Annotated in this window: 12 protein-coding genes; 11 read left to right on the top strand and 1 reads right to left on the bottom strand. The window is 69.0% G+C overall.

Going from position 1 to position 15,916, the window contains the following annotated elements; genetic code table 11:
* The first annotated feature begins 13 nt into the window (after positions 1–13).
* From B1A74_RS06170 to B1A74_RS06120, 11 genes are all read left to right on the top strand, one after another.
* Entirely contained in the window at positions 14–922 is a 909-nt protein-coding gene (locus B1A74_RS06170) for a LysR family transcriptional regulator (RefSeq protein WP_018946523.1), read from the top strand.
* A 12-nt stretch (positions 923–934) separates the two neighbouring features.
* Positions 935–1,681 (top strand): type 1 glutamine amidotransferase, encoded by a 747-nt coding sequence (locus B1A74_RS06165; RefSeq protein ID WP_018870130.1) that lies wholly within the window; start codon positions 935–937, stop codon positions 1,679–1,681.
* Complete coding sequence (locus B1A74_RS06160; protein ID WP_077244093.1) at positions 1,678–2,190, top strand: hypothetical protein; 513 nt, start codon at positions 1,678–1,680, stop codon at positions 2,188–2,190. Before B1A74_RS06165 ends, B1A74_RS06160 begins: the two co-directional genes overlap by 4 nt.
* Positions 2,187–3,320: an AI-2E family transporter gene (locus B1A74_RS06155; protein ID WP_077244092.1), complete on the top strand. Its 1,134-nt coding sequence runs from the start codon at positions 2,187–2,189 to the stop codon at positions 3,318–3,320. Before B1A74_RS06160 ends, B1A74_RS06155 begins: the two co-directional genes overlap by 4 nt.
* A gap of 46 nt (positions 3,321–3,366) precedes the next feature.
* Positions 3,367–4,830, top strand: a complete 1,464-nt coding sequence (rng, locus tag B1A74_RS06150; protein ID WP_077244091.1) for a ribonuclease G — start codon at positions 3,367–3,369, stop codon at positions 4,828–4,830.
* 16 nt (positions 4,831–4,846) lie between these two features.
* Positions 4,847–8,758: a YhdP family protein gene (locus tag B1A74_RS06145; protein WP_279625489.1), complete on the top strand. Its 3,912-nt coding sequence runs from the start codon at positions 4,847–4,849 to the stop codon at positions 8,756–8,758.
* Positions 8,759–8,786: 28 nt separating this feature from the next.
* Entirely contained in the window at positions 8,787–9,617 is an 831-nt protein-coding gene (locus B1A74_RS06140) for a carbon-nitrogen hydrolase family protein (RefSeq protein ID WP_018946518.1), read from the top strand.
* 110 nt (positions 9,618–9,727) lie between these two features.
* Positions 9,728–11,167, top strand: a complete 1,440-nt coding sequence (gene tldD, locus B1A74_RS06135) for a metalloprotease TldD (RefSeq protein WP_077244090.1) — start codon at positions 9,728–9,730, stop codon at positions 11,165–11,167.
* Positions 11,168–11,226: 59 nt separating this feature from the next.
* Positions 11,227–11,487, top strand: a complete 261-nt coding sequence (locus tag B1A74_RS06130) for a hypothetical protein (RefSeq protein WP_018946516.1) — start codon at positions 11,227–11,229, stop codon at positions 11,485–11,487.
* A gap of 98 nt (positions 11,488–11,585) precedes the next feature.
* Entirely contained in the window at positions 11,586–12,959 is a 1,374-nt protein-coding gene (gene pmbA, locus B1A74_RS06125) for a metalloprotease PmbA (protein WP_077244089.1), read from the top strand.
* Between the two features lie 235 nt (positions 12,960–13,194).
* Entirely contained in the window at positions 13,195–14,472 is a 1,278-nt protein-coding gene (locus B1A74_RS06120; RefSeq protein WP_077244115.1) for a hypothetical protein, read from the top strand.
* A 35-nt stretch (positions 14,473–14,507) separates the two neighbouring features.
* Here B1A74_RS06120 and B1A74_RS06115 read toward each other — a convergent pair whose 3' ends face one another.
* Positions 14,508–15,914 (bottom strand): dihydrolipoyl dehydrogenase family protein, encoded by a 1,407-nt coding sequence (locus B1A74_RS06115; RefSeq protein ID WP_077244088.1) that lies wholly within the window; start codon positions 15,912–15,914, stop codon positions 14,508–14,510.
* Positions 15,915–15,916 lie beyond the last annotated feature (2 nt).

Raw genomic sequence — 15,916 nt, 5'->3', positions numbered from 1 at the left:
GTGAACGGGGCCGATGGCCGATCGACGCTTGCAGGTGTTTCTGACGGTGGCGCGGCAGCTGTCCTTTACCCGCGCCGCGGAGATCCTCCACATGACCCAGCCGGCGGTCACCTTTCAGGTCCGCCAGCTGGAAGAGCAGCTGGACGCGCGGCTGTTCGACCGCAACCACAACCGGGTGGCCCTGACCGAAGCCGGGGAACTGGTGCGGCGTTACGCCGAGCGGATCTTCGATACCTACGGCGAGATGGAGGCCGCCCTGCGCGAGCTGAAGGGGGCCGCCGGGGCCCTGGTGATCGGCGCCAGCACCACGGTGGCCGAATACATGCTGCCGTCGCTGCTGGGGGCGTTTCGCCGTGCGCATCCGGAGATCGGCATCCGCCTGCGGGTGGGCAACACCGGGATGGTGGTGGGCATGGTCGAGGAAGGCAGCGTGGACCTGGGCATCGTTGAGGCGCCGGTGACCCATCGCAGTCTGGAGGTGCAGGCCTGTTTCAGTGACCGTCTGCAGCTGATCGTACCGCCCGACCATCCGCTCGCCGGACACGACAGTGTCGGGGTGGAGGCCTTCATCGACGCCCCATTCATATGCCGTGAGGAGGGTTCCGGGACCCGCGAGGTCATCATGGAGTACCTTGGGCAGGCCGGGTACGACCGCAACGCCCTGCGCGGCTGCATGGAACTGGGCAGCCCCGAGGCCATCAAGGGGGCCGTGGCCGCCGGTATGGGGGTCTCGGTGCTGTCCGAGGCCGTGGTGGCCAAGGAACTGGCCCTGGGCGAACTGGCGGCGATCCCGCTCGATCCCGCGCTGGAACGGCCCATCTCGCTGGTCCATGCGCGACAGAAATTCCGGGTGCCGACGCTGGAGGTGCTCAAGCAGTTCCTGCAGGACTACTGCCGGCCCGGCCCCGACATGCCCAAATAAGGACAAAGTGCGATGAAGAACTACTGCGTAGTACAGCACACCTATTCCGAGTTCCTGGCCCTGATCGAGGCCCAGCTCGAAAAACGCGACATTGGATTCTCCTACTACCGTCCCTTCGTCGGGCAGGACCTGCCCGGGTCGGCGGCCCAGTTCGACGGCCTGTGGCTGCTGGGCGGGGCCTGGCCCACGGCGGACCGCGAGAACAACCCGCAGGTCCCGGACGAACTGTCCCTGATCGACATCTTCCGCCGCTCGCAGCGCCCGGTGGTCGGGCTGGGCATGGGCGGACTGCTGGTGGCCGAGCAGGCCGGCGGTACGGCCAGCGAGGAGCCGCCCTACGTGGCGCGTTTCACCACCGCCCACAAGACCGCGGCCGGCGAGGGTGACCCGGTGGCCGAGGCGGTGGACGGCCACCGCGTGCTGCAGCTGCACCACGGCTCGGTGGAGCTGCCCGAGGGTCTGGAGCCGATCATGGTGGATGACGATGGCCAGTGGCTGATGGTGCGGCCCGACGAGCTGACCTATGGCATGCTGTTCCGTCCGGAGGCCAAGCCCGGGATGCTCGAGGATATCCTGATGGAGGGCGACCACAATCCGCCGCCGAACATGGGCGAACTGCTCGGCGAGGCGCGCATGGAATGGAACCAGATGCAGCAGGTTACCGACGAACTGCTCGTCGCCCTGGTCAAGCAGCTGTCGCTGATGCAGGAGCGGCGCAAGATGCCCGTGTTCAGCCTGCAGATCGAGGGTGATGGATGATCCCGCCGAAGGGCTCGACGGACGCCGGCCTGCCCGGGGATCTCGGACAGGTCCTGGCCGGAGGCCAGGGCGGGCGCAAGCGTGATGTGACCACCGAGGCCATCGCCGAGGTGGCCGCGCGCCTGTCCGAAGCCGACCGGACGAGCCTGCTGAAATTCGCGCGTTTCCTCGAATCCCAGGGCGATGGCGCGGGCGAGGAGTCCGGTGACATCGCCGCGGGGTCCGAACCCGAGCCGGCCGGCGTGCCGGAACCCGAGCCCATCCCGCGGCCCGAGGGCGAGTCGGTGATCAAGGCGATGCGCCGGCTGACCGCCACCTATTACATGCTGGACCGCGGCAAGCTGCTCAACGAGGCCTCGTCCCTGATGGCCCAGCACGTGATGCAGGGGCGCGAGGCCAGCGAGGTCATCGACGAACTGGAAACGGTATTCTGGTCGCACTATCAGGCCAGGGTGCAGGCCGAGGACCCGCATCGCGACGGTAACGACAAGGACAGCCCGACGTCATGATCGACATGCTCCGCCAGTGGTACCGGCGGCACTTCACGGATCCGCAGGTGGTGATCCTGGCCATGCTGTTGCTGGCCGGGTTCCTGATCATCGTGTTCGCCGGGCGCATCCTGGCGCCGCTGCTGGCGAGCGTGATCATCGCCTATCTCCTGGAAGGGGCAGTGGCCAAGCTGCAGCGCCTGCGGGTGCCGCGCATCCTCGCGGTGATACTGGTGCTGCTGGGAGCACTGCTGGCCACGCTGGCCGCACTGTTCAGCGTGGTGCCGCTGATGTCGCAGCAGGTGACCCAGCTGGTGCGCGAGCTGCCGGGCATGATCTCCGAGGGGCAGAAACTGCTGCTGCAGCTGCCGGAGCGCTACCCCCAGCTGATCACCGACGAGCAGGTGTTCGAGCTGATGGGCGCGATCCGTGCCGAGGCCACCCAGCTGGGGCAGCAGGTGGTGACCTTCTCGCTGGCGTCGGCACGCCATCTGGTGGACGTGGTGATCTACCTGATCGTGGTTCCGCTGATGGTGTTCTTCATGCTCAAGGACCGCGACCAGATCCTCGGCTGGATCCGGGGTTTCCTGCCTCGGGATACCCATCTGGCCAGCGAGGTCTGGGGCGAGGTGAACGTGAAGATCGCCAGCTACGTGCGTGGCAAGTTCATCGAGATCCTGATCGTCTGGGTGGTCAGCTTCACCACGTTCAACTGGTTTCAGCTGGAATACGCGGTGCTGCTGTCGTTCATGGTCGGCATCTCCGTGATCATCCCCTACATCGGTGCCGCGGTCGTGACCATACCCGTGGCGGCGGTGGCGTATTTTCAGTTCGGCTTCAGTTCCGAGTTCGCCTGGGTGCTGGTGGCCTACGGCGTGATCCAGTTTCTCGATGGCAACGTGCTGGTGCCGCTGCTGTTTTCCGAGGTGGTTAACCTGCATCCGGTGGCGATCATCGCCTCGGTGTTCATCTTCGGCGGGATCTGGGGCCTGTGGGGCGTGTTCTTCGCCATCCCGCTGGCCACCCTGGTGCATGCGGTGATCAAGTCCTGGCCGCGGTCCCTGCCACCCGGATCGCCGCCGGGCGATCCGCCGCCGTCCGACGGGGATGCGGATCCTGCCGCAGCGATCCCCGCGCGCGACTCCGCCTGAGGCGGAGTCGCGTTCCTTTTTCGTACACGCCGACCAAAGATCCCGCATGACCGGAACCGAACTGCTGATGAACGTCACGCCCCAGGAGAGCCGGGTGGCCCTGGTCGAGAACGGCGTGCTGACCGAACTGCACATCGAGCGCGCGCGTCAGCGGGGCATCGTCGGCAACATCTACAAGGGGCGCGTGGTGCGCGTGCTGCCGGGGATGGATGCCGCGTTCGTCGAGATCGGTCGCGACCGCACCGCCTTTCTGCATGCCTCGGACGTCATCTCGCGCAACGAGGACGAGGGGCGGGGAAGCGAAGCGATCCGCGATCTGCTGCACGAAGGGCAGGAGCTGCTGGTGCAGGTGACCAAGGACCCGATGGGTTCCAAGGGCGCGCGCCTGACGACCTACATCACCGTGCCGGCCCGTCACCTGGTGTTGATGCCCAACCAGAACAACGTCGGGGTCAGCACGCGGATCGAGGACGATGCCATGCGTGCCCGCCTGCGCGAACAGGTCGAGGCCCTGCGCGACGAACTGGCCCCGCAGCACGGCTTCATCGTGCGTACCGCGGCGGAGCTGGCGGACCACGAGGCCCTGGGTACCGACACCGCGTTCCTCAAGAAGATCTGGGACAGCCTGCAGGAAGCCGCGCGCAGCGCGCCGGCCGGGACCGAGGTGTACGCCGACCTGCCGCTGGTTCAGCGCATCCTGCGCGACATGGTCGGGGTGGACCTGGAACGGGTCCGCATCGACTCGCGCGAGACCTACCAGAAGATCGTCGATTTCTCCCGGCGCTATCTGCCGGAGCTGACCGAACGCATCGAGCACTACCCCGGCGAGCGGCCGATCTTCGATCTGTTCAACATCGACGAGGAGATCCAGCGCGCGCTGGAGCGCAAGGTCGAGCTGAAATCCGGCGGCTACCTGATCTTCGACCAGACCGAGGCGATGACCACGGTGGACATCAACACCGGCGGCTTCGTCGGCCACCGCAAGCTCGAGGAGACCATCTTCAAGACCAACCTGGAGGCGGCCCAGGCCATCGGTCGCCAGCTGCGCCTGCGCAATCTCGGCGGGATCATCATCATCGATTTCATCGACATGCAGGATGACGAGCACAAGCGCCAGGTGATCCGCGCGCTGGAGAAGGCGCTGGAACGCGACCACGTGAAGACCCAGATCTGCGACGTGTCGCCGCTGGGACTGGTGGAAATGACCCGCAAGCGCACCCGCGACAGCCTCGAACACCAGTTGTGTGAGCCCTGTCCCACCTGTGGCGGCCGGGGGTATCTCAAGACGGCCGAAACCGTGTGTTACGAACTGTTTCGCGAGATCCTTCGGGAGGTGCGCCAGTACGATGCCCGCGAACTGCGGGTGCTGGCCTCGCAGAGCGTGATCGACCTGCTGCTGGACGAGGAGTCGGCGAGCCTGGCGGAGCTGCAGAGCTTCGTCGGCATCCCCATCCGTTTCCAGGTCGAAACCCTCTACACCCAGGAGCAGTTCGACGTCGTGTTTGTCTGACGGGAGGTCTTCCAGCGTGAATGCAGCGGAGCGAACCGGGTACGCCTGGAACAGGCTGCGCACGATCGCTCGGGTGCTGCTGCCTGCGTTGCTTGTCGTGGTCCTGCTGCTGGTGCTCGTGCTGCTGGGCCTGCGGCTGTTCCTGCCGCACTGGGACGGGTTGCACGAACGCCTGGAAACGGCCGCTTCCGAAACCTCCGGCATGCAGGTGCGGGCCGAGTCGGTGGAGCTGGGCTGGCGCGGCTGGACCCCCGAGCTGGTGGTGCGCGGGGTGCACATGGTCGAGGGCGAGGCCGAGCCCCTGGAGGTCGAACGGGTCGGGGCCACCCTGGACCCGGTGGCGTCGTTGCGCGCGTGGGCGCCCCGCCTGCGGCTGCAGGTCATCGGCATGGAGGCCCGTCTGGTCCGCCAGGCGGACGGGCGGGTCACCTTCCATGGCCACACCATGGGCACCGGCGAGGGCGCGGTGCTGGAACATGCGCTGGAGGCCTGGCCGGAGTTCGATGGCGAGGCGATCTCGCTGGTGTGGGAGGACCGCGTTGCCGGTATTACGTCGGCCGCCCGGCTGGAGCGTCTGAGCTTTCGCAGCGCCGCGGATGGCGACGGCCTGCTGCGGCTGGCGGGCGCCCTCGACCCGCAGGCCGCCGGTCGTTTCGAACTGGGCGTGCGGATCCCGGCGTCCGCCGCCCGCGATGCCCGGTTCTTCCTCGAGGGCCAGAGCCTGGAGATCGCTCACTGGGCACCCTGGCTGGCGTATCTCGGCCTGCCGGCGATCGACGGCACCAGCGGGGCGCGGATCTGGGGTGACCTGGAAGACGGTCGCCTCACCCGTCTGCGCGGGTTCCATACCACCCGGATGAACGGCGACGAGGACGCGCGCGAGCGCGAACTCGGACACCGCTTCGACTGGCACGTGGACGATGCCTGGCACCGCTCCGCCTGGACCGGCACGCGGCCCGGTTCCGGTGACCTGCGCATGCGCTATCGCCTGGAGACGGGGGCGCACGGCGCCGTGGTGGACCGGCTGGAGCTGGCCGCGCGCGGGCTGGAGGCCGACGTCTATGCCCCGTTCAAGCCTTTGCTGGATCATGCGGCGCCCGCCCTGGCGGACCCTGTGGCGCGCCTGCGTCCGCGCGGCCGCCTGGCGGAGGGCACGCTGGTGGCGCGGCGCGACGACGACCGTCTGCGGATCCGCGAAGCAGAGCTCGATCTGCGCTCGTTCAGTCTGCGCACCGATGGCGACTGGCCGGGGGTGCGTGGCCTGGATCTGCGTGCATGGTGGGACGCGGAGACCGACGAGGCCGGCGCCACGTTCGATGGCGAACACCTGCGTGCGGAGTTCCCGCGCGTGCTGGGTGACGAGATCCTGTGGCTGGACCGCCTGCGCGGCGAGCTGCATGCACGGCGGCATGCGCCGGGCGACTGGACCGTGACCGGCGAGGGGCTGGAGGTCCGGGCCGAGCAGGGGGCGGCTTCGCTGCGCGGAGAACTGCGCCTGGATGGTCACGAGCAGGGGCCGCTGCTGGCCATGGCGATGGACATTCACCATGCCGACGGGGCCTATGCCGCTCGCTATCTCCCCGAACGCTATCTCCCGGCGACCACCTATCAATGGCTGGCGCGCAGCATCGTCGACGGTCGGGGGACCGGCGGGGGCATGGCCTACCGGGGTCGCCCGCGCGAATTCCCGTTTGCGGACCACCAGGGCGTGTTCGATCTGTGGGCCGATATCGAGGACGGAGTGCTGGACTATCAGGAGGACTGGCCGCCGGCGGAGGAACTGGCGGGGCGTCTGTGGTTTCGCAACGAGGCCTTCCGCACCGAGGGTGCGCGGGCCCGCATCCTCGACACCCGCATCACGCGCGGCGATGTCACCGTGACCGACATGACCGGCGAGCCCGATCTCGAACTGGATGCGTCGGCCGACAGCAACGCGGCGGATCTGCTCGCATACCTGCGCCGGGCCGGGCTGGGCGACGAACTGGCGGAGCTGCGCGACGGGGCCGAGGCCGCCGGCCCGGCGGGCCTGGACCTGCAGCTCCTGGTGCCGCTGGACAGCGATCGCATGGATGACCTGCGGGTGGCCGGGCGGCTGCGGCCGCAGGGGCTGGACCTGAACGTGCCGCAATGGCCGGTCGCACTGGACGGACTGCGCGGCGAGATCCGTTTCGATACCGCGGACCGGGTGCATGCCGAGGGTCTGGAGGCAGGGGTGCATGGCGAACGGGTGGCCCTGGATATCGACTGGCCGCTGGACGGCGAACGCGCCCGGCTGGGGCTGCGTGGTCCGCAGCCGCTCGAGCCCTGGCTGGAGGGGATACCCGAACTGGCGGCCCATGCCAGTGGCCGCGCCCACTGGGACGCGGAACTGAGCCTGGGGGGCGGGATGGACGGGATGCGCCTGGATCTGCGTTCGGATCTGGAGGGGGCCTCCATCGACTGGCCCGCACCCGTGGGCAAGACCGAGGAGAAGCGACGCGAGCTGGAGCTGTCGTTGCCGCTGGGTAACCAGCGCCCGGCCGTGGGAGATCTGGTGCTGGGGGATGCCCTGCGGGCACGCGTGCGGGTCCTGGCGGAGACCGGGGTCGGGGAGCCGCCGGCGCTGCAGGCGCTGGCCCTGGGGCTGGGGCGGGCGACGGTGGATCCCCCCGGGCTGCCCTCGCAGGGTGCCGTAGTGGAGGGGCATTTCGGCGAGCTGGATGCCCGCGCCTGGGTCGATGCCCTGCAGGGCGCCCCGTGGGCGGGGAACGTACAGGTCGCCGGCCCCGGTACCGATGCCGCGGAGGAAGCCGTCACCGGGGTACCGCTGAATCGCCTGATCCTGCGCGTGGACCACGCCCTGCACTGGGATGGCCTCAGCGTTCCGGAAACCCGGATCCGGGCGGTGCGGGACCTCGGGGGCTGGCAGGTGGAAAGCCGTTCGGACTGGCTCGCGGGAACCGTGGGGTGGCGCTACGGTATGGGCGACCGGCGGGACCATCTGCAGCTGGGGCTGGAACGGGTGGATCTGCCGGAGCTGGAATTCGCCGGACCCGACGGGGATCCGTCCCTCGAGGAGCCGGCGGTCGTCGAGGGTCTGACCGATCCCCGCAACTGGCCCTCGGTGCGGCTTGCCCTCGACAGCCTGCGCCTGGGGGATTACCGTTTCGCCGACATCCGCGGGGATCTGGTCCCCCACTCCGATGGTCTGGCCCTGCAGGATCTGGTGCTCCGCAGCCCGGATCCGGGTGTTCGGGCATCCGGAAGCGGGGGCTGGCGCGTGGATGCCGAGGGTCGCGGGCAGAGTCGGCTGCAGTTCGAGCTGGAGGGTGGCGACTGGGGGCAGGGGCTGGAGTCCACGGGCCTGAGTCGGGCCCTGCGGGGCGGTGCCGGGAACGGCGTGGTGCAACTGGAATGGCCGGGGCCCCTGTTCCGGCCGTCGCTGCGGCGCCTCACCGGCGAGATGGCGCTGGCCATGAGCGATGGCGAGCTGGCCGATGTCGAGCCCGGCGCCGGACGGCTGCTGGGCCTGGTGAGCCTCGACCTCCTGCCGCAGCGGCTGCGTCTGGATTTTCGCGACCTGTTTGTCGAGGGGCTGGCCTTCAGCGAACTCGAAGGCACTGCCCGACTCCGTGATGGCGTGCTGCACGTGCCGGAGCTCCGCCTGGAAGCCGGCTCGGCCGCCATCCGGGTGCGGGGAGATACGGATCTCGTGGCGCGCGAATACGACCAGGAAATCGTGGTCGTGCCGCGCCTGCGTACGGCGTTGCCGATCGCGGGGGCGCTGCTGGGCGGCCCGGTGACGGGGGCGGCGGTACTGCTGCTCGAACGCGTGCTGGGGATCGGCGATCAAATGGAAGAGGCGGCCCGGGTGGAGTATCGCGTGACCGGGCCGTGGGAACGGCCGCGGGTGGAAGCCCGAGTGGAAGCCGCGGAGAACGAACAATAATGAATTCGAACAATCACGAGGAACGCGCATGACACCGGTCGCCGCCATCCAGATGGCATCCGGGACCCAGCCCCGGGCCAACCTGGCCGATGCCCGCCGGCGCATGGTCGAGGCGGCGGAGCAGGGAGCCCGGGTACTGGTGCTGCCGGAGAACTTTGCCTTCATGGGGATGCAGGAAACCGATGTCCTCGACATCGCCGAGGCCCCCGATGGTCAGGGCCCGCTGCAGCGTTTCCTGGCCGAACAGGCGCGCACTCTGGGGGTGTGGATCGTGGGTGGGACGGTGCCGCTGCAGGCCCCCGACGGTGAACGCGTGCGTTCGGCCTGCCTGGTGTATGACGACCGCGGCGAGCTCGCGGCCCGTTACGACAAGATCCACCTGTTCGACGTGCACCTGCCTGACAACAACGAGGCCTATACCGAGTCGCGGGTGTACCAGCCCGGTGATGAGGTGGTTACGGTGGACACCCCCGCCGGTCGCCTGGGACTGGCGATCTGCTACGACCTGCGTTTCCCCGAGCTGTTCCGCGCGCTGCTGGACCAGGGCGCGGAATGGCTCGCTCTGCCATCGGCGTTTACGGCGCAGACCGGGCAGGCCCACTGGGAGGTGCTGCTGCGGGCGCGTGCGGTGGAAAACCAGATGTACGTGGTGGCCGCGGCTCAGGGCGGTTTTCACGTGAACGGTCGCGAGACCTGGGGCCACAGTGCGGTGATCGACCCCTGGGGTCGCGTACTGGGGGAGCTGGGGCGCAACCCCGGGGTCCTGCTGGGGGAGATCGACGGCCGCGAGGTGGAACGCATGCGGACCGTGTTCCCCACTGTCTCGCATCGGCGTCTGGGTTGTGCCATTCCGGAGTGAGCCTCCCGGAGCGCGTGGGGGTTGCGAGAGCCCCCGCCGCTCGCGGGCTTGAAAGCGCTGCCCGGGCCCCAAGCCTCATACTGACGAAAACGAGCCAACCCGAGGGATGCATGATCGACAACCTGGCCCGACAGACCCTGCTGGATCCCGCCGGTCTCGGCGAATCCGAACTCTCCCGCCTGGTCGGAACGACTTTCGGCCAGGGGATCGACGGCGGTGACTGCTATTTCCAGTTCGCCTGCCAGGAGGGCTGGTCGCTGGAGGACGGGATCGTCAAATCCGCGAACTTCAACATCGAGCGCGGCGCCGGCATCCGCGTGGTGCGCGGCGAGCAGACCGGGTTCGCCTACTCGGACGATCTCGCCATGCCCGCGCTGCTGGAGGCGGCGGGCACCGCGCGCAGCATTGCCCGCGCGGGCCAGAGCGGCGGGGTGGCGGTGCAGGGGCGTACGCCCGCGCGCGAGCTTTACGTGCCCGACAATCCCATCGACTCCCTGGGCGAGCAGGAGAAGATCGACCTGCTCAAGGAGGTCGATGCCGAGGCCCGTGCCGCCGATCCGCGCGTGACCCAGGTGATGTGCTCGCTGGCCGGCTCGCGCGAGGTGGTGATGGTGCTCAACGCGCGCGGCGAACTCACCACCGACGTGCGTCCGCTGGTGCGGCTCAACGTGCAGGTGATCGTCGAGCAGGGCGGGCGTCGCGAATCCGGCAGCTCCGGCGGCGGCGGCCGCTTCGGCTATCGCCATTTCCTCGAGAACGGGCAGGCCGCCGCCTACGCGCGCGAGGCGGTGCGTCAGGCGCTGGTCAACCTCGAGGCGGTGGACGCCCCCGCCGGCAGCATGAAAGTGGTGCTGGGTCCGGGCTGGCCCGGCGTCCTGCTGCACGAAGCGATCGGCCACGGCCTCGAGGGCGACTTCAACCGCAAGGGTACCTCCGCCTTCGCCGGACGCATCGGCGAACGGGTCGCGGCCGAGGGCATCACCATCGTCGATGACGGCACGCTGGCCGGGCGCCGCGGCTCGCTCAACGTGGATGACGAGGGCAATCCGACCGAGGAAACCGTGCTGATCGAGGACGGCATCCTGCGCGGCTACATGCAGGACGAGCTCAACGCGCGCCTGAGCGGCACGCAGACCACCGGCAACGGTCGGCGCGAGTCCTACGCCCACCTGCCCATGCCGCGCATGACCAACACCTACATGCTGGGGGGCAACGCCGATCCCGAAGAGATCATCGGTTCGGTGGAAGACGGCCTGTATGCGGTCAATTTCGGCGGCGGTCAGGTGGACATCACCTCCGGGAAGTTTGTGTTTTCGGCCTCGGAGGCCTATCTCATAGAGAACGGAAAGGTGACGCGGCCGGTGAAGGGTGCGACCCTGATCGGTAACGGTCCGGATGTCCTGACCCGCGTGTCGATGGTCGGCAACGACATGCAGCTCGACCCCGGCGTGGGTACCTGCGGCAAGGAGGGGCAGGGCGTGCCGGTTGGCGTGGGCCAGCCCACGCTGCGCATCGACGGCATGACGGTGGGCGGTACCCAGGCGGCATGACCCGGCATCGTCCGGGGCGTCACCGGACCGGATCTGGCCAGCAAGAAAAGGAGAGCCGCATGAATACCGATTTTCTGGAACAGGAACGCTCCCTCCCCGAAGGGCACGGCCACGACAAGGTCGTTCAGTGGCACGTGTTCCGGGCCCGCGACAAGGCCGAGGAATTCGCCCGTCACGTCAATTTGGGCGAGGGCCAGGACCTGATCGGTGGCTGGACCCGTGACAGCGTCGGCATGCTCTACTGGGTCGGCGTGCACGTGGATGACCTCGAGCGCTGGGGTAACGTCGGCGCGGTCCACAAGCACGGCACCCGCGTCTAGCCCGACTTCCGCACGGGGTCCGGGTCCGCCCCCGGCAGGGGCGGGCGCGGACCCCGTGGTTTTTCTCTCCCCCAAATCGAAAACGGACCGGAATCCGCATGAGTCAACGTCCCGCAGTCGAGACCCCGGAAGCCGCCGCCCAGGCGCTCTCGCACAGCCCCGAATCCCTGCGCGCCCGCGTGCAGCAGGCGCTGGAAGAGGCAAAGAAGCAGGGGGCCACCGATGCTCAGGTGGTCGTCAGCCACAGCGTGGGCCTGGACCTGGGGGTGCGCAAGGGCGAGATCGAGACCCTGGAGCATGAACGCGACCAGAACCTGTCGCTGATCGCGCACTTCGGTCAGTCCAAGGGAGCTGCGTCGACCACCGATTTCAGCGAACAGGCCCTGCTGGATACCGTCGAGGCGGCCTGCCGCATCGCCCGGTACACCGAGCCGGATCCGTATGCCGGCATGCCGTCGATCGCCTTCAAGGCAGTGGACTGGCAGGACCTGGACCTCGATCACCCCTGGGAGCTGTCCATCGCGCAGGCCACCGAGCTGGCGCAGCGCACCGAACAGGCCGGGTTCGACGCCGAGTCGCGCATCGAGAATTCCGAAGGCGCCTCGGTGAATACCCGCCGCGCGATGGCCTTCCTCGGTGACACCCAGGGCTTCATGGGCGGCTATCGCAGCACCCGCCATTCGCTTTCCTGCGCCCTGGTGGCGCGCGGCGACGATGGCATGCAGCGCGATTACGCCTACAGCGTCAGCCGCCGCGCCGCCGATCTGGGTATCCCCGAGGACATCGGGCGCGAGGCGGCGGAGCGCACCGTGCGCCGGCTGGGCGGAGAAAAGCTCTCCACCCGCAGCTGCCCGGTGCTGTTCGCCCCGGAGATGGCGCGCACCCTGATCGGCAGCTTCACCCGCGCGATCTCCGGCCCGGCCCAGTTCCGCGAGAGCTCGTTCCTGCTGAACGCCCTGGACGAACGCATCTTCCCCGAATGGATGCGTATCGAGGAGCGCCCGCTGACCCCGCGCGGGCTCGGCAGCGCACCGTTCGACGGCGAGGGCGTGCAGACCCGCAACCGGCCGTTGGTGGAACAGGGCGTGCTGCGCAGCTACACCCTCGACAGCTACGCCGCCCGGCGTCTCGGCCGCGAGACTACCGGCAATGCCGGCGGGGCGCGCAACGTGACGGTGCGTCCGGGGACGCTGGATGCCCCGGGCATGCTGCGCGAGATGGGCACCGGACTGCTGGTGACCGAGCTGATCGGTCAGGGCGTGAATCCGGTGACCGGCGACTACTCGCGCGGCGCGGCCGGGTTCTGGGTGGAAAACGGCGAGATCGTCCATCCGGTGGAGGAGATCACCATCGCCGGCAACCTCAAGGACATGTTCCGTGCCATCGTCGCCACCGGGTCCGACGTCGACTACCGCGGGAACATCCGCACCGGCTCCATCCTGATCGAGTCGATGACCGTCGCCGGGGAATAGGCCTCGCTCACCGGGACCCTCCCGGAGGGCCGTGCTGGCCCCTGCAATCATGCGGGGCGCGCCGTTGCCAGTTGGGCCAATATGGCCGGGTACTGGCGTGAGGGAGTGGACGAAGATGAGGGATTCGGAACAGCGCCCCGTCCGGGGGTGCCTGCGCCGACGCCTGGCGTCGGGTGCACTGACTACCGGCCTGTGCCTGACGGCGGGGGGCGCGGTGGCCGCACCGCCGCAGGACATGGGCGAGGCTGCACGTGATTTCGTCGCAGCGGAAGGGTATTGCCGGGTCGAGAGCGGAGAGATACCGGACCTGTTGCGAGAGCGGCTGCCGCCGGAGCAGCGCGAATCGGTGCGGCCGTTCGAACGGGCCGGGCCGTGGACCGTGCCCGTCCTGCTGCTGGAGGGCCACGAGGGCCCGGCGGAACCGGCGCGTTACCGGATGCAGGCGGGCTTCGAGTGGATGGAGGGTAGTCCGCCCGGGCGGATGCGGGATCTGCATTTCGTGCAGATCGACCGTTTTGAACCTTCGGACGAGGACGCCGGCGACGGTAACGACGGTGGGGCGTGGGACGGGGTCTCCTGGCGCATGGTGATGAGCCCGATCCAGGGGTTCCCGGGGCACGTGGTCGCGGCCTCGCGCCGGAGCCTGGACGCATCGGCCATCGAACAGGCCCGCTGCCTCGAGCAGGCCTGTACCGATCCCGAACCGCTGGGTGACCGGGTCACGCAGTGGCGTGACAACGGCGAGGGGCTGTGGGATTTCGTCCCGCCATCGCTGTCGTCATCGCCGGAAGGCGCTCCGGCCCCGGCATTCCTGCTGGGGTCCCTGCTGGATACCCGGCCGGGACAGCTGGAGGCCCGCGAGAGCGTCGGCTTCGCCGAACCCTTCGCCGAAGCGGTGGTGGAGGTCGGGCTGGAGGAGCCGGGCAGCGTGGATATCCTGCTGCGCGACGGCGACCTGATGGACCACGAGCTGGAGGCGATCTGGCAGCGCCTGAGCGTCGGGCCGGACGCGCAGATCCGCACCGCGTGGGCGGTGGATCGGCGTCCGCCCCCGCCCTGGCTGGAGGAAGGTGACGCCCCGGATGCGGCCCCGGATGCCGCCCCGGACGACCCGGACGACGCCGGGAAGGACAGGCGGGATGCCGAGTACGGCAAGGGCGGTCAGCCCGCCGGTGCACTGCAGGGTTCGTGGCGTGCGGCGCTGGTCGAGGGTGACGTGCCGCTGGCGTATTTCAGCGTGTTCCATGGCCGTGGCGAGACCCGTGCGCAGGGCGATTTCCTGATGGGCAATGCCCGCGGGCCCGGGCTGGACGGCGCCAGCGGTGATCTGGATTCGGTGGCGCTTGCCGCAGACGGGGAACGCGTGGAACTGGTGTGGAACCCGACCCCGGACCAGCAGGAGAGTTACCACCTGGAGCTCGAACGCCTGGATGCGGACACCTGGGAGGGCCGCTTCCATGCGGCGCGCTATCCGCACGAACATGCGGTGCGGATGACGCGGCGCGTGGACTGAGACGGCCGGCTGGCGACGGGCGCCGGCCGGGGGGGTCAGAGATCGAAGATCTCGGCCTTCAGGCCCCACTTGGAGGCCAGGGTCTCGGTGGCGTTGAGGAACTCCTCGGCGCGGGCCGGGTGGTTCCACTGGCCCTTCGCGATCCAGTTGAGCGCGGTGTCGCGATCGGGGGCCAGCGACAGGATGTGGATCAGCTCGCCGGCGTCACCGCCGATGACCTCCCCGCCCAGCAGGCCGCCGGTGTCCATGTCGCCGATCAGGCGAACAAAGCCCTCGGGCTCGTCCTGCCCCAGGGCGCGTGGCGAGGTCTCGAACGCGGCGAAACCGACCGCGGGTTCCAGTTCCTCGTCCTCGGCATCGTCCTCGTCCATGCCCAGACGCGCCATCTCCACCGCCGAATAGATGGCGATCGGCACGTAGCGCTCGTCCTGCTCGCGGGTGTTGCCGGTCTGGATGTTCTCCACCGCGATGGTGGCATCGGCCAGCGCGTGGTTGGCGGTCTGCCATTCGCTGGCGACGTCGCCGATGGCATAGATGTGGTCGACGTCGGTCTGCAGGGTGGCGCGTCGCTGCACGAAGCCGCGCGCGTCGGTCTGCACGCCGACGGCCTCCAGGTTCAGGTCCGCGGTATGCGGCGTGCGGCCAGTACCGAGCAGGACCCAGTCGACCTCGTGGCGCCCGCCGTCCTGATCGGTGATGACGACGCCGTTATCGGTGGTCTCCACGCTCTCGTAGCCCTTCACCCGGATCGGCTCGACGCCGTTCTCACCCAGCTTGTCCTTCAGCGTCGACAGGGCCTGGGGGCTGAACTTCTGGCCGTTCAGGGGTTTCGAGCGGGTCAGCCAGGTCACTTCCTTGCCCAGCTGGGAGAAGATGAAGGCGAATTCGGTGGCCACCACGCCGGAGCCGATGATGGCGACCCGGTGCCCTAGCGGCGGACGCTCGTCGAACAGCATGTCGGTGGTGATCACCCGCCCGGGGACGGCCTCGAACGGTGCGGGCACGGTGGCCGTGGCGCCGGTGGCGATGATGGTGTGCTTCGCTTCCAGGGTCTCGCTGCCGTCGGCGCCGGTGACCTCCAGGGTGGTGGCGTCGCGAAAGCGCGCGGTGCCCTCGCGGTACTGGATCTTCAGGTGCTTCATGTACTCCAGGTAGGAGTCGCGCACCGAGGTCACGACCTCCTTCTGATGGTCCCAGGCCGGGTCCATCTCCGCGCTCAGCGAGCCCCGGATGCCGCGGCCCTCGAAGTGGCGCTGGGCGGCCACGGTGCGCGCGGTGTGGTACCAGTCCTTCTTGGGCACGCAGCCGCGGTTGAGGCAGCAGCCGCCCCAGGTGTCCTTCTCGATGATGACGACGGAGAGTCCGCGCAGGGCGCCGAGGACGGCGGCGCGATAACCGCCGGGGCCGCTGCCGATGATGGCCAGGTCGAAGGTTTCGCTCATGG

This window comes from Thioalkalivibrio halophilus (genome assembly GCF_001995255.1).
Lineage (GTDB): Bacteria > Pseudomonadota > Gammaproteobacteria > Ectothiorhodospirales > Ectothiorhodospiraceae > Thioalkalivibrio > Thioalkalivibrio halophilus.
Note: the sequence above shows the minus strand (reverse complement) of the source record. Positions and strands in the feature narration are given on the sequence as shown.

Bases quoted from the DNA above. Each gene is read 5' to 3' on its own strand.
- B1A74_RS06155 (WP_077244092.1), top strand. From the start codon at position 2,187: ATGATCGACATGCTCCGCCAGTGGTACCGGCGGCACTTCACGGATCCG.
- B1A74_RS06160 (WP_077244093.1), top strand. From the start codon at position 1,678: ATGATCCCGCCGAAGGGCTCGACGGACGCCGGCCTGCCCGGGGATCTC.
- pmbA (WP_077244089.1), top strand. From the start codon at position 11,586: ATGAGTCAACGTCCCGCAGTCGAGACCCCGGAAGCCGCCGCCCAGGCG.
- B1A74_RS06130 (WP_018946516.1), top strand. From the start codon at position 11,227: ATGAATACCGATTTTCTGGAACAGGAACGCTCCCTCCCCGAAGGGCAC.
- B1A74_RS06165 (WP_018870130.1), top strand. From the start codon at position 935: ATGAAGAACTACTGCGTAGTACAGCACACCTATTCCGAGTTCCTGGCC.
- rng (WP_077244091.1), top strand. From the start codon at position 3,367: ATGACCGGAACCGAACTGCTGATGAACGTCACGCCCCAGGAGAGCCGG.
- B1A74_RS06120 (WP_077244115.1), top strand. From the start codon at position 13,195: ATGGGCGAGGCTGCACGTGATTTCGTCGCAGCGGAAGGGTATTGCCGG.
- B1A74_RS06170 (WP_018946523.1), top strand. From the start codon at position 14: ATGGCCGATCGACGCTTGCAGGTGTTTCTGACGGTGGCGCGGCAGCTG.
- B1A74_RS06140 (WP_018946518.1), top strand. From the start codon at position 8,787: ATGACACCGGTCGCCGCCATCCAGATGGCATCCGGGACCCAGCCCCGG.
- tldD (WP_077244090.1), top strand. From the start codon at position 9,728: ATGATCGACAACCTGGCCCGACAGACCCTGCTGGATCCCGCCGGTCTC.
- B1A74_RS06115 (WP_077244088.1), bottom strand. From the start codon at position 15,914: ATGAGCGAAACCTTCGACCTGGCCATCATCGGCAGCGGCCCCGGCGGT.